This is a genomic window from Microbacterium sp. MDV22-iso44, assembly GCF_058629135.1.
In genome coordinates this window covers 399,253-411,904 of sequence record NZ_JBZVWS010000001.1, presented here as the reverse complement: position 1 = coordinate 411,904, position 12,652 = coordinate 399,253, and the positions used below count along the sequence as shown (strand labels likewise).

Here is a 12,652-nt window from a genome sequence, read left to right as displayed (position 1 = left end):
GCGAGTCTACGCGGTGACGGCGTGCGGTCCTGCGCCCTGCGACAGCTCGCGCGCCGTCGCCGCGAGCCCGTCGACGCCGCCGTCGCGCAGCGCGCGGACGAGCGCCGTGCCGACGATCGCGCCGTCCGCGTACTCGAGGACACCGTCCACCTGGTCGGCGGTGGAGATCCCGATGCCGACGCAGGCGTTCTCGACCCCGTGGGCCCGCAGGCGGTCGACGAGGGCGCGGGCTGCGGCATCCAACTCGGCACGCTCCCCCGTGATGCCCATCGTCGAGACGGTGTAGACGAAGCCCGTGGAGTGCTCGGCGATCATCTTGATCCGCTCCTCGGTGGAAGAGGGCGCCGCGAGGAAGATGCGGTCCAGGCCGGTGCGCTCCGACGCGGCGATCCAGTCGGCAGCGGCGTCGGGGGTGATGTCGGGCGTGATGAGCCCCGCACCGCCCGCAGCGGCCAGGTCGTCGGCGAAGCGGTCGACGCCGTACTGGAACACCGGGTTCCAGTACGTCATGACGACGATCGGGACGTCGACGCGCTCGGCGATCGCACGGACGGCCGTGAACGTGTCGCGGAAGCGGAACCCGGCCGCCAGGGCGGCCTGCGTGGCCTCCTGGATGACGACGCCGTCCATGACGGGGTCGGAGTAGGGCGGGCCGAGCTCGAGGATGTCGGCGCCGTTCTCGGCGAGAGCGACGGCGGCGTCGATGCTCGTCTGCAGGTCGGGATATCCGATCGGGAGGTAGCCCACGAAGGCCCCGCGTCCCGCCTCCTTCGCGGCGGAGATCGCCGCCGCGACGCGAGAGGTCACAGTTCGACCCCTTCGCCGCTGCCGTGCGCGGGGTCGGTCGGCACCTCGACGGGCTCCTTGTCGGCGTCGTAGAGCTCGAACCACCGGGCGGCGGTGTCCATGTCCTTGTCACCGCGGCCCGAGAGGTTGATCGCGATCACGCCGTCGGGACCCAGCTCGCGTCCGATGCGCAGCGCCCCGGCGAGGGCGTGCGCGGACTCGATGGCGGGGATGATGCCCTCGGTCCGGCTCAGCAGACGCAGGGCCTCCATCGCCTCGGTGTCGGTGGCGGGGATGTACTGCGCACGGCCGATGCTCGCGAGCCACGCGTGCTCGGGACCGACGCCGGGGTAGTCGAGCCCGGCCGAGATCGAGTGCGATTCGGTCGTCTGCCCGTCCTCGTCCTGCAGGACGAACGTCTTCGCGCCGTGGAGGATGCCGGGGCGACCGCGTTCGATGGATGCCGCGTGCTTGGGCGTGTCGACGCCGTCGCCGGCCGCCTCGACGCCGTACAGCGCCACGCCCTCGTCGTCGAGGAAGGCGTCGAACATGCCGATCGCGTTCGACCCGCCGCCCACGCAGGCGACGACCGCGTCGGGGAGCCGGCCGATCTCGTCGAGGAGCTGCTGACGCGCCTCCTCGCTGATGATCTTCTGGAAGTCGCGCACCATCGCGGGGAACGGGTGGGGCCCGGCGGCGGTGCCGAAAATGTAGTTGGTCGTGTCGACCGACGCGACCCAGTCGCGGTACGCCTCGTTGATCGCGTCCTTCAGCGTCCGCGAGCCCGTCGTGACGGGGATGACCTCGGCCCCGAGCAGCCGCATGCGCGCGACGTTCAACGCCTGTCGCTCGGTGTCGACCTCGCCCATGTACACCGTGCACTCGAAGCCGAACAGGGCGGCGGCGGTCGCGGTCGCGACGCCGTGCTGGCCTGCCCCGGTCTCGGCGATCACGCGCTTCTTGCCGAGCCGCTTCGTGATGAGCGCCTGACCGATGACGTTGTTGATCTTGTGCGAGCCGGTGTGGTTGAGGTCTTCGCGCTTGAGGAAGACCCGCGCGCCGCCGGCGTGCTCGGCGAACCGGGGCACCTCGGTCAGGGCCGACGGTCGGCCGGCGTAGACGCTCAGGAGCCGGGAGAACTCGGCAGCGAAGGCGGGGTCCGCCTTCGCATCCTCGTAGACCGCGGTGAGCTCGTCGATCGCGGCGATCAGGGACTCGGGCATGTACCGCCCGCCGAACTCGCCGAAGAACGGACCGGTAGCTGCACGAAGACTCATGAACCTGCCTCCAGGAAGGCGGCGAGCGTCGACACGGGGTCACTCGTGACGAGCGCTTCGCCGATCAGGACGACGTCGGCACCCGCGGCACGGTAGTGCGCGACGTCGGCGGGTGAGAGGACCGCGGACTCGGCGATCTTGATCACACCCTCGGGGATGTCGGCCGCGAGCCGCCCGAAGAGGTCGCGGTCGAGCTCGAAGGTCGAGAGGTTGCGCGCGTTGACTCCGACCAGACGCGCACCGATGTCGTTCGCGCGCGCCAGTTCCTCCGCCGAGTGCGTCTCGACGAGGGGCGTCATCCCGAGCTCCTGCACGAGACCGTGGAGCTCGGCGAGCAGGTCCTGCTCGAGCCCGGCGACGATGAGCAGCACGAGGTCGGCGCCCGCGGCGCGTGCCTCGAACACCTGGTAGGCCGTCGAGATGAAGTCCTTGCGGAGCACGGGAAGCGTGACCGCGGCGCGGACGGCCTCGAGGTCGGCGAGCGAACCCTTGAACTTGCGCCCCTCGGTCAGGACCGAGATGGCGGACGCGCCGCCGAGTTCGTACCGGCGCGCCTGCAGCGCGGGATCGGGGATGTCGGCGAGGTCACCGCGCGACGGGCTCGCGCGCTTGACCTCGGCGATGATCTTGACGCGCTCTGCGGGTGCGAGGGCGGCGAGGGCGTCGATCGCGGCAGGCTGCGCGAGGGCGAGCTTCTCCACGACAGCAAGGGGGCGGACGGTCTCCCGCTCCCGTGCATCCTCCACCGCGCCGCCCATGAGGTCGGCGAGCATGTCAGTGCTGCTTCGAGACGGTCTTCGACCCGCCGACGCCGTAGCCGGCCTTGGTCATGATGAAGCCGACGACGAGACCGAGGAGCAGCAGGACGACCGAGAGCCAGACGAGGAGCGGCATCTCGAGGAAGAAGAACACGGTGCCGATCGTCAGCGCGACGAGCATGATGATGACCGTCGTCCATGCCGCCGGGGAGTGTCCGTGGCCGGGGTCCTCGATGCCGCTCATTGTTCTCCTTCGATGGGACGCACGGGTTGTCTGGGTCGGCTGACGCCGCCTGATCAGTCTAGCGGGGCGTGCAGACTCCCCCGCCCCGCGGAGCTCAGGTGGTCGGGTCCTCGCCGCGCGAGAGATCGTCCCAGGAGTCGATGCTGTCGCGGGGACCGGCCGCGCGATCCGTGCGGTACTTCCGGCCCGCCGAGCTCCATCGGTGTGCCGTCGCGAGGGCGAGCACGCCGCCGAGCAGGATCAGAGCGGATGCCGCGACGGTGACCGCCGGCCAGGGCGTCGCCGTGACCTCGGTCACGATGGCGGCGATGCTCTTCTCCCCGCTGAGACCGGTGGCGTCGGTCACCGGGCCGGCGACGGCATCCACGGGTCGCTGAGAGGCGATGCGGAACGCACCCCATCCGAGGCCGGCGCCGAGGGCCACGGCGATGACGGCGAAGACGTGGCGGAGCACGCGGCCGACGATCGTCAGGGCGAGCCCGAGAGCGAGCGCCGCGAGGCTCAGGGGCGCGACGACGGCGAGGGCATCGGCTCCCGCGACGGCGATCGGCACCGGAGATCCGTCGTCGACGGTCGCCTCGAGCCAGGTCTGGGTCGACCCGATGATGCCGAGTGCGCCGCCGGCCAGGATCGCGAGGACGGCCGACAGGCGGGTGCGCCGCGACGTCGCCTCGGTCACGAGAACTCGCCGACGACGGGATCGAGGTCGTCGGCGTCGAAGCACGTGCGGTCGCCGGTGTGGCAGGCCGCACCGACCTGCTCGACGGACACCAGCAGCGTGTCGCCGTCGCAGTCCAGCCTCACGCCCTTCACGAACTGCGCGTGGCCGGACGTGTCGCCCTTGCGCCAGTACTCCTGACGCGACCGCGACCAGAACGTCACGCGACCCTCGGTGAGCGTCCGGCGGAGGGCCTCGACATCCATCCACCCGAGCATGAGCACCTCGCGCGTGTCGTGCTGCTGCACGATCGCGGGGACGAGGCCGTCGGCGTTGTAGACCACTCGGGACATGCGCTCCTCGATCGACCGGGTCATCGGCGGACCTCCACCCCTTCGCGGACGAGCGCGTCCTTGACGTCCGCGACGGTCAGCTGGCCGGAGTGGAAGACGGATGCCGCGAGCACCGCGTCGGCACCGGCGGCGATCGCCGGGGCGAAGTGCGCGGCATCCCCCGCTCCTCCGGAGGCGATCACGGGCACCGTGGACACCTCGCGCATGAGCGAGACGAGCTCGAGGTCGAAGCCGTCCTTCGTGCCGTCGGCGTCGATCGAGTTGACGAGGAGCTCCCCCGCACCGCGCTCGATCGCCTCGCGCGCCCAGGCGAGCGCGTCGATGTCGGTGAGGGTGCGTCCGCCGTGCGTCGTGACGGCGAAGCCGGACGGCGTGCCGGGAGCGCGCTTGACGTCGAGGGAGAGGACGAGGACCTGCGCCCCGAAGCGGTCGGCGATCTCGCCGAGGAGCTCGGGCCGGGCGATCGCGGCCGAGTTGACGCCCACCTTGTCGGCGCCGACCCCGAGGAGCCGTGCGACGTCCTCGGCCGAGCGCACTCCCCCGCCCACGGTGAGCGGGATGAAGACCTGCTCGGCGGTGCGCTGCACGACGTCGTACGTCGTGTCGCGCGCGTCGACGGTGGCCGTCACGTCGAGGAAGGTGATCTCATCGGCGCCCTGCTCGTAGTACCGGCGCGCCAGTTCGACGGGATCGCCCATCTCGCGGAGGTTCTCGAAGTTGACGCCCTTGACGACCTTGCCCGCGGCCACGTCGAGACACGGGATCACGCGGCTGACGAGCGACACGTCAGAGCCTCGCGTTGTGGATGGCGGTCACGAGGATCGCCCGCGCGCCGATCTCGTAGAGGGCGTCCATGACCTGGTTCACGGTCTTCCGCGGACTCATGACGCGGACGGCGACCCACGCGGGGTCGCGCAGCGGCGAGATCGTGGGCGACTCGATGCCGGGAGCGAGGGCGACCGCCTGGTCGACCAGGTGCGCGGGCAGGTCGTAATCGATGAGGACGTAGCGCCGGGCGACCATCACGCCGCGCAGGCGGCGCTGGAGCGTCTCGGTGCCGTCGGCCTCGGTCGGCGCGCCGATGAGGACGGCCTCGGACTCCAGCAGCACCGGTCCGAAGATCTCGAGACCCGCTTGGCGGAGGGTCGTGCCGGTCGAGACGACGTCGGCGACGGCATCCGCGACACCCAGCTGAACGGCGGATTCGACCGCACCGTCGAGCGGCACGAGGTCGACGGCGACGCCGAGGTCGTCGAGGTACGCGTCGACCAGGCCCGGGTATGCCGTCGCGACGCGCAGTCCGTCGAGGTCGGCGAGCTCCGTGAAGCGTCCGGGAGGGCCGGCGAACCGGAACGTCGAGCCGCCGAAGCCGAGCTTTTCGATCTCACGGGCGCCCGGCATCCGGGCGTCCAGCAGCAGGTCGCGACCGGTGATGCCGACGTCCAGCGCACCGGAGCCGACGTAGGTGGCGATGTCCTTGGGACGAAGGTAGAAGAACTCGACGTCGTTGACGGGGTCGATGGCGTGCAGGTCCTTGGGGTCGCGTCGACCGGTGTACCCGGCTTCGGCGAGCATCCCCGCGGTGGTTTCGGCGAGCATGCCCTTGTTGGGGACGGCGATGCGCAGCATGGAGCGTCTTTCGGTGTGGAGGTGGGCGGACGAGTCGAGGGACCGATCAGAGATGTCGGTACACGTCCTCGAGCGTCAGGCCCTTCGCGAGCATCATCACCTGCAGGTGGTAGAGCAGCTGCGAGATCTCCTCGGCCGTCTCGGTGTCGGACTGGTACTCGGCGGCCATCCAGACCTCGGCGGCCTCTTCGACGATCTTCTTGCCGATGGCGTGGACGCCGCGATCCAGCTGCGCGACCGTGCCCGATCCCTCGGGACGGCTCGCCGCGGTCTCGCTCAGCTCGGAGAACAGTGCGTCGAAGGTCTTCACACCCTCCAGGGTACCGGCCCGCCGATCCCGGCCGGTCCGCGTGACGGCCGTGCGCGTCAGTGACGGTGAGCGGATGCCGCGGCCGAGCGGAGCGCGCTGATCGCTGCGCCGGGATCCTCGGCCCCGAAGACGGCCGAGCCCGCCACGAACGTGTCGGCACCGGCATCCGCTGCCTGCGCGATGGTCGATTCGCCGATGCCGCCGTCGACCTGGAGCCACACTCGCGACCCGCGGCGGCGGGCCTCGTCGCTGAGCCGGCGGAGCTTGGGCATCTGGTCGGCCATGAAGCTCTGCCCGCCGAAGCCGGGCTCGACCGTCATGACGAGGATCTGGTCGAACTCGTCGAGGACGTCGAACAGCTGCTCCACGGGGGTCGCAGGCTTGACCGCGACGCCGGCGCGTGCGCCGATCTGCCGCAGCCGACGAGCGAGGGCGACGGGGTCGGCGGCCGCCTCGAGGTGGAACGTGACGGATGCCGCCCCGATCTCGGCGTACTCGGGAGCGCAGCGATCGGCGTCGCTGATCATGAGGTGCACGTCGAGCGGGACGGGGCTCGTCGCTTGGATGCGCTCGACCATCTGCGGGCCGAACGTCAGGTTCGGGACGAAGTGGTTGTCCATGACGTCGACGTGGACGAAGTCGGCCGACGCGATGCGGGCGAGTTCCGCCTGCATGTTCACGAAGTCGGCGGCGAGGATGCTGGGGTTGATGCGTACGTCGGAATCGGCCACGTCAGCCATTATCCCGGTGCCCGGTCAGTTCTTGCGGAGCAGCCAGATCGACATCGCGTCGGTGCCGTGACGGTGGGGCCACAGCTGGGCGCGGCCCGATCCATCCGACGGCTCCGCGAGATCGATATCCCCGCCGGCGACCTGCCGGAGCACCTCGCGCGCGTCGAGCTGGGTGAGAGCGTCACCGAACCGACGTTCGACCTCTGCCACGACACCCGCGGTCTCGGCGAGGTGGGGTGAGCACGTCACGTAGGCGACGACGCCGCCGGGAGCAAGCGCGTCGACCGCCGCGATGAGGAGTTCGGTCTGCAGCTGCGTGAGTTCGGGGACGTCCGCCGGGGCCTTCCGCCACCGCGCCTCGGGCCGGCGTCGGAGGGCGCCGAGGCCGGTGCAGGGGGCGTCGACGAGGATCCGGTCGTAGACCCCGCGGCCCGCGCGGGTGCGGCCGTCCTCCTCCGACACGGGCACGTCGAGAGGGACGGCGGCGACCGACTGCCGGACGAGGCGGGCCCGCGCAGGTGACACTTCGTTCGCCTCGACGATCGCGCCGCCGGTGGCGCCCTCGGCAGCCAGCACGGCGGTCTTGCCGCCGGGCGCGGCGCAGAGGTCCAGCCACCGCTCCCCCGCGCGGATCGGCACCGCACGCGACAGGGCGAGGGCCGCAAGCTGCGACCCTTCGTCCTGTACGCGGACAGCGCCCCCCGACCCGCGGACGATCCGGTCCGGGTCACCACCGGCGAGGCGGAATCCGATCGGGGAGAACGGGGTGCGCTCCGCGTCCTCCGGGATCGACCCGACGCCCGGCAGGGCGGTGAGGGTCACGGTGGGTGCGGCGTTGTCGGCGGCGAGGAGGTCGAGGAGCTCGTCGCCGCGTCCCTCGACGGAGAGTGCGCGACGGAAGGCGCGGATGATCCAGACGGGGTGCGCGAACCGGACGGCCAGGCGCTCGTCGTCGGAGCGGGCGGCATCCTCGATGCGGGTCAGCCACTCCTCCTCGTCCCGTTCCGACACGCGGCGGAGGACGGCGTTGGCGAACCCCGTCGCGCGCCGTCCGGCGACGCGGCCGACGAGGTCGACCGTCTCGTGGACGGCGGCGTGAGCGGGGACGCGGGTCGCGAGGAGCTGGTGCGTGCCGAGTCGAAGGGCGTCGAGGACGGGCGCGTCGATCCCCGAGACGGGGCGCGACGCCGCCATCTCGATGATGGCGTCGTAGGTCCCGACGCGGCGGAGGGTGCCGTAGGTCAGCTCGGTGGCGAGGGCGGCATCCGCCGTCGACAGCCGGGCGCGCTCGAGTTCGCGCGGCAGGAGGAGGTTCGCGTAGGCGTCGTCCTCGCCGACGGCGCGGATGACCGCGTACGCGACGTCGCGGGCGGCGCTCACGAGACCGATCCAGGGAGATCGATCCGAGGATCATCGACGCGGAGCCCGCGCCACCAGTCGGCCGCGTTCATCGCACCCTTTCCGGCGGGTTGGACCGTCCGGAGAAGGACGGTTCCCTCCCCCGTGCCCGCGACGACGTCACGGCCGACGAGCGCGACCTGACCGGCCTCGAGATCGGCGTCGGGACCGCGGAGGGCGGCGAGCACCTTCACCCGCTGACCGTCGAGCGACATGTGGGCACCGGGCTCGGGCGTCGTCCCGCGGAAGCGGTCGATCACACGGTCGGCGGGTTCGGCCAGATCGAGGGCGCCGTCGGCCTGTGTGAGCTTCGGCGCGAGGGTGGGTTCGCCGTGCTGGGGCGTCGTGACCGCCGAGCCGTCGGCGATCGCATCCACGACTCCCGAGACGAGTTCCGCGCCGGACGCGGCCAGGTCCGTGAGCACGTCGCCCGCCGTGGCACCGCGCGGGACGTCGTAGCGGAGCTCGGCGAAGACGTCCCCGGCGTCGAGGGCGGGGACGAGCTGGAACACGGCGGCGCCCGTCACACGGTCGCCGGCGATGAGCGCGTGCTGCACGGGCGCCGCGCCGCGCCAGCGCGGGAGGAGGGAGAAATGCAGGTTGATCCAGCCGTGCGGCGGCATCGATAGGAGCGGTTCGCGCACCAGTCCGCCGTAGGCGACGATGACACCCAGGTCCGCGCCGAGCGCGGAGATCTCGGCCGTCGCGGCATCGTCGAGGCGGTCCGCCTTGACGATCGGAAGCCCGAGCTCCTCCGCCGCCACCGCGACCGGCGAGGGCGTCAGGACGCGCTTGCGTCCGATCGGAGCATCGCGTCGCGTGACGACGCCGACGACCTCATGGGACGAGGCCGCGAGGGCGCGGAGGGACGGGACGGCCGGTTCGGGGGTTCCGGCGAAAACGACGCGCATGCAGGGGTCCTCACAGATCGAGCTCGGGCACATCGAGCCGAACCCTGAGTGTAGTCCGGGGTCCAGGACCCCGGCGGCGACCCCGGACCGCATCAGCGACGACGGATGCCCGCAGCTGCTCGGCGACGGCGCGGCCGTGCGCGTAGTCCACCCGGACGAGGGCGCGCGCGCCGTCGTCGGTGGGCACGGGGCCGAGCACCGACAGCGGTGCGAGGTCGGGAACCGCCTCGCGCAGCTCGGCGAGGGCGCGGTCGACGGATGCCGCGGCCCCCTCGACGGCGGCGACCCGGACGGTCGGGGGCATCAGCAGTGGAGCCCGGTCCGCGAGCTCGGCACGTGCGTATGCGGCGTGGGTCCACGTCGCGAGGGCACGGGCGACGGGACCGGTGACGCCGACGAGATGGACCGGCGAGCCGGGAGCCGCCAGCGCGGCGGCGTTCGACCACCACCGCAGGCACGATTCGCCGATCCGCAACTGCTCGGCCATGAGCATCTTGTCGCCGTCGAGGAGGATGACCGCACGGTAGCCGCCCTCCGCCGCGGGCTCCGCTCCGCGCGTAGCGATCACGAGGGCCGGTCGGCCGTCGACCGATGCAACGGGGTGATCGCCGTCGGCGACGATGACGCGGATGCCGGGGAACGCCCGACCGAGTTCGTCCGCCGTACGTTCACTCCCCGATGACGCCATCCGGAAGCGCGTCCCGGCGCAGTTGGCGCACGTCCAGTTCGGCGCCGACCGGCCGCACCATCCGCAGTCGGGAGTCGCACCGGGGCGGCGCGCACGGAGCGGGCCGGAGCAGTGCCGGCACCGGGCGGGAGTTCGGCACTCCGCGCAGACGAGGACGGGTGAGTAGCCCGGCCGGGCGACCTGGACCAGCACCGGGCCGTGCTGCAAGGCCTCTCGCGCCGCACCGAAGGCGGCCGAGGGGACGCGGGCACCGCGGTACTCGGCCTCGTGCGTCGCGGACAGGACGACCCTCGGACTGACCCGTCGCGACGCGGGGATCTCACGCACCCACCCGAGCTGGACGAGACGCTCGACATCGGTGGTGCGGGTGTGGCCCGCGAAGACGAGCGCGGAGTGCTCCTCCTCCTGACGGACGAGCGCGGCATCCCGTGCGTGGACTCCCGGACTGAGCGGCTCGGCGAGAAGCGTGTCGCCGTCGTCCCAGACGAAGACGGCGCCGACATCGTGAGCGGGCGCGTACACGGTGGACCTGTTCCCGACGACGATGCAGGGCGTGGGACTCAGCATCCGCAGGTACGTCGCGTACCGCTCCGGGCCCGAGCGTCGGGCGTCGTCGCGGACGACCGCCTCGCCCGGGACGAGGGTCGTGAGGGCGTCGAGGAGCTGCGTCTGGTCACGGTGATCGGGGACGACGAGCAGCGCGCTCCGACCGCTGTCCAGGACGAGCGCGGCGAGGCTCGCCAGCAGGTCCGCCCACGCACCGCGGAGAGCTCCGGGAGTCGGATGCGGCGGGGCGTCGATCGCGACCCGCTCCCCGGACAGGACGGCGTCGGCGAGCCCCGGATAGGGTGATGCGAGCTCGTGCGCGCGGGTCACGGCATCCGGATCCACCTGCGGAGCTTCGGGCGGATCGGCGGCGAGCCAGGCCTTCTCGGCACGCACCATCCGCTTCGGCACCGCAAGGCGCAGGATGTCGCTCGCCGAGCCCGCGGCACGGTCGGCGACGCGCCGTGCCAGCGCGTAGAGGGATGCCGGCAGCACCGGTACCGGAGAGACGACGGATGCCACCTCGGACAGCGGCCGCCCGCCGGGCTCGACCTCGGCCCGCTCGATGACCCAGCCCTCGATCATCCGGCCGGCGCTCCGCAACGGCACCTTCACTCGCACACCCGGTTGCGCGTCGGCGTCCAGGGCGCCCGGCACGGCGTAGTCGAAGAGCCGGTCGAGTTGAGGGAGCGGCGAATCGAGGAGGATCCGCGCGACGGCGATCACGGGCGTCAGAGCCCGGCGGCGGCCCGCAACGCGTCGACGCGGTCGGTGCGTTCCCACGTGAACTCGGGCAGTTCCCGCCCGAAGTGTCCGTAGGCGGCGGTCTGCGCGTAGATCGGGCGCAGGAGGTCGAGGTCGTCGATGATCGCCTGCGGCCGGAGATCGAACGATTCGCGGATCGCGGCGGTGATCTTCTCGTCCGAGACGTGGCCCGTTCCGAACGTCTCGACGTACAGCCCCACGGGGGCGGCACGGCCGATCGCGTAGGCGACCTGCACCTCGAGCCGGTCGGCCAGGCCCGCCGCGACGGCGTTCTTCGCGACCCAGCGCATCGCATACGCCGCCGAGCGATCGACCTTGGAGGGGTCCTTGCCGCTGAAGGCCCCACCGCCGTGACGCGCGGCCCCACCGTAGGTGTCGATGATGATCTTGCGACCCGTCAGGCCCGCGTCACCCTTGGGACCGCCCACGACGAAGGGGCCGGCCGGGTTGATGACGTAGCGCACGCCCGAGACGTCGAGCCCCGTCTGGGCGAGGACGGGGTCGATGACCTCGGCCTGCACCGCGGCGCGCAGGGCCGGGAGCGAGATGTCGGGGTGGTGCTGGGTGGAGAGGACGACCGTGTCGACGGTCCGCGGCGTCGTGCCGTCGTAACCGAGGGTCACCTGCGTCTTGCCGTCGGGGCGGAGGAACGGCAGCGCGCCGCTGCGACGCGCATCGGTGAGCCGCTCGGCCAGCCGGTGGGCGGTCCAGATCGCGGTCGGCATGTACGAGGGCGTCTCGTTCGTCGCGTAGCCGAACATGATGCCCTGGTCCCCCGCGCCGAGCGCGTCGACGGGGTCGACCGAACCGCCCTCGCGGTGCTCCAGGGCGTTGTCGACGCCCGCGGCGATGTCGCCCGACTGCTCGCCGATCGACACCGTCACACCGCACGAGTCGCCGTCGAAGCCGGTCTCGGAGGAGGTGTACCCGATGCGGTTCACGACGCGACGGACGATCCCCGGGATGTCGACGTAGCCGTCGGTGCGGACTTCACCTGCGACGTGGACGAGGCCCGTCGTGACCAGTGTCTCGACGGCGACGCGGCTGCCGCGGTCGACCGCGAGGAGGGCATCGAGGATGCTGTCGGAGATCTGGTCGCAGATCTTGTCGGGGTGACCTTCGGTCACGGACTCCGACGTGAACAGGCGCAGCGCGCTCATCGGTCCTCCAGAGGGCGGATCGGGGGTGTGGAAACCATCATGCCCGCGGCCCCCGACACGGGGGGCTCGCGGGCATGAGGATGACGCCGTGTGGCGCCCGGGTCAGGAGGTCGAGATCACTCGGCCGCGCGGAGGCGCAGCTTGTCCTCGTGGATCTCGTGGAGGGCGATCGTCAGCGGCTTGTCTTCGACGTTGGAGTCGACGAGCGGGCCCACGTTGTCGAAGAGGTTGCCCTCGTGGAGGTCCGAGTAGTAGTCGTTGATCTGACGCGCGCGCTTGGATGCGTAGATCACGAGCTGGTACTTCGAGTCGACCTTGTTGAGGAGTGCGTCGATGGGCGGGTCGATGATGCCCTGGTCACGGTTGGCCATGGTGGTCCTCCAGGATCGGTGAAGAGAGATGTCTGCCGGAACGCGCGCGGACGCGGCGCGGCATCCT

The 12,652-nt window shown here is 71.7% G+C and carries 15 protein-coding genes; all 15 read right to left on the bottom strand.

Annotated elements, in window-relative coordinates; genetic code table 11:
- Positions 1 to 6 precede the first annotated feature (6 nt).
- The 15 genes from trpA to rpoZ all read right to left on the bottom strand — a co-directional run bounded on the left by trpA (position 7) and on the right by rpoZ (position 12,585).
- On the bottom strand, positions 7 to 807 hold the full coding sequence (trpA, locus tag AC4NN1_RS02055) for a tryptophan synthase subunit alpha (protein WP_018186772.1): 801 nt from the start codon (positions 805 to 807) through the stop codon (positions 7 to 9).
- Entirely contained in the window at positions 804 to 2,063 is a 1,260-nt protein-coding gene (trpB, locus tag AC4NN1_RS02050) for a tryptophan synthase subunit beta (RefSeq protein WP_018186771.1), read from the bottom strand. Before trpB ends, trpA begins: the two co-directional genes overlap by 4 nt.
- The gene (gene trpC / locus AC4NN1_RS02045; protein ID WP_116229097.1) at positions 2,060 to 2,836 is read right to left on the bottom strand and encodes an indole-3-glycerol phosphate synthase TrpC; all 777 of its coding nucleotides are present in this window, start codon (positions 2,834 to 2,836) and stop codon (positions 2,060 to 2,062) included. The genes trpB and trpC overlap by 4 nt, the downstream gene beginning before the upstream one ends.
- Position 2,837: 1 nt before the next feature.
- On the bottom strand, positions 2,838 to 3,065 hold the full coding sequence (locus AC4NN1_RS02040) for a DUF6704 family protein (RefSeq protein WP_018186769.1): 228 nt from the start codon (positions 3,063 to 3,065) through the stop codon (positions 2,838 to 2,840).
- Between the two features lie 94 nt (positions 3,066 to 3,159).
- Positions 3,160 to 3,744, bottom strand: coding sequence for a Trp biosynthesis-associated membrane protein (locus AC4NN1_RS02035; RefSeq protein ID WP_116229098.1), 585 nt, complete (start codon positions 3,742 to 3,744; stop codon positions 3,160 to 3,162).
- Complete coding sequence (gene hisI / locus AC4NN1_RS02030; protein ID WP_491954420.1) at positions 3,741 to 4,100, bottom strand: phosphoribosyl-AMP cyclohydrolase; 360 nt, start codon at positions 4,098 to 4,100, stop codon at positions 3,741 to 3,743. Before hisI ends, AC4NN1_RS02035 begins: the two co-directional genes overlap by 4 nt.
- Positions 4,097 to 4,861: an imidazole glycerol phosphate synthase subunit HisF gene (gene hisF / locus AC4NN1_RS02025; protein WP_336123642.1), complete on the bottom strand. Its 765-nt coding sequence runs from the start codon at positions 4,859 to 4,861 to the stop codon at positions 4,097 to 4,099. The genes hisI and hisF overlap by 4 nt, the downstream gene beginning before the upstream one ends.
- Before the next feature lies 1 nt (position 4,862).
- The gene (hisG, locus tag AC4NN1_RS02020; protein ID WP_491954419.1) at positions 4,863 to 5,705 is read right to left on the bottom strand and encodes an ATP phosphoribosyltransferase; all 843 of its coding nucleotides are present in this window, start codon (positions 5,703 to 5,705) and stop codon (positions 4,863 to 4,865) included.
- 46 nt (positions 5,706 to 5,751) lie between these two features.
- Entirely contained in the window at positions 5,752 to 6,015 is a 264-nt protein-coding gene (locus AC4NN1_RS02015) for a phosphoribosyl-ATP diphosphatase (RefSeq protein ID WP_018186764.1), read from the bottom strand.
- A gap of 56 nt (positions 6,016 to 6,071) precedes the next feature.
- Complete coding sequence (rpe, locus tag AC4NN1_RS02010) at positions 6,072 to 6,755, bottom strand: ribulose-phosphate 3-epimerase (protein ID WP_020097289.1); 684 nt, start codon at positions 6,753 to 6,755, stop codon at positions 6,072 to 6,074.
- A 15-nt stretch (positions 6,756 to 6,770) separates the two neighbouring features.
- Positions 6,771 to 8,126 carry an RsmB/NOP family class I SAM-dependent RNA methyltransferase gene (locus AC4NN1_RS02005; protein WP_363458930.1) on the bottom strand — a complete coding sequence of 452 codons (1,356 nt, stop codon included), beginning with the start codon at positions 8,124 to 8,126 and terminating at the stop codon, positions 6,771 to 6,773.
- Positions 8,123 to 9,055 carry a methionyl-tRNA formyltransferase gene (gene fmt, locus AC4NN1_RS02000; protein ID WP_491954418.1) on the bottom strand — a complete coding sequence of 311 codons (933 nt, stop codon included), beginning with the start codon at positions 9,053 to 9,055 and terminating at the stop codon, positions 8,123 to 8,125. Before fmt ends, AC4NN1_RS02005 begins: the two co-directional genes overlap by 4 nt.
- Positions 9,056 to 9,065: 10 nt before the next feature.
- A complete protein-coding gene (locus tag AC4NN1_RS01995; RefSeq protein WP_491954417.1) occupies positions 9,066 to 11,015 on the bottom strand; it encodes a primosomal protein N' family DNA-binding protein in 1,950 nt (649 codons plus the stop codon).
- 5 nt (positions 11,016 to 11,020) lie between these two features.
- On the bottom strand, positions 11,021 to 12,214 hold the full coding sequence (gene metK, locus AC4NN1_RS01990; RefSeq protein ID WP_018186759.1) for a methionine adenosyltransferase: 1,194 nt from the start codon (positions 12,212 to 12,214) through the stop codon (positions 11,021 to 11,023).
- Between the two features lie 116 nt (positions 12,215 to 12,330).
- Complete coding sequence (rpoZ, locus tag AC4NN1_RS01985; RefSeq protein WP_018186758.1) at positions 12,331 to 12,585, bottom strand: DNA-directed RNA polymerase subunit omega; 255 nt, start codon at positions 12,583 to 12,585, stop codon at positions 12,331 to 12,333.
- Between the last annotated feature and the right edge of the window lie 67 nt (positions 12,586 to 12,652).

Excerpts from the sequence above, each read along its gene's own strand:
- rpoZ (WP_018186758.1), bottom strand. The coding sequence starts at position 12,585 with ATGGCCAACCGTGACCAGGGCATCATCGACCCGCCCATCGACGCACTC.
- fmt (WP_491954418.1), bottom strand. The coding sequence starts at position 9,055 with ATGCGCGTCGTTTTCGCCGGAACCCCCGAACCGGCCGTCCCGTCCCTC.
- hisI (WP_491954420.1), bottom strand. The coding sequence starts at position 4,100 with ATGACCCGGTCGATCGAGGAGCGCATGTCCCGAGTGGTCTACAACGCC.
- trpC (WP_116229097.1), bottom strand. The coding sequence starts at position 2,836 with ATGCTCGCCGACCTCATGGGCGGCGCGGTGGAGGATGCACGGGAGCGG.
- rpe (WP_020097289.1), bottom strand. The coding sequence starts at position 6,755 with ATGGCTGACGTGGCCGATTCCGACGTACGCATCAACCCCAGCATCCTC.
- hisG (WP_491954419.1), bottom strand. The coding sequence starts at position 5,705 with ATGCTGCGCATCGCCGTCCCCAACAAGGGCATGCTCGCCGAAACCACC.
- trpB (WP_018186771.1), bottom strand. The coding sequence starts at position 2,063 with ATGAGTCTTCGTGCAGCTACCGGTCCGTTCTTCGGCGAGTTCGGCGGG.
- AC4NN1_RS02040 (WP_018186769.1), bottom strand. The coding sequence starts at position 3,065 with ATGAGCGGCATCGAGGACCCCGGCCACGGACACTCCCCGGCGGCATGG.
- metK (WP_018186759.1), bottom strand. The coding sequence starts at position 12,214 with ATGAGCGCGCTGCGCCTGTTCACGTCGGAGTCCGTGACCGAAGGTCAC.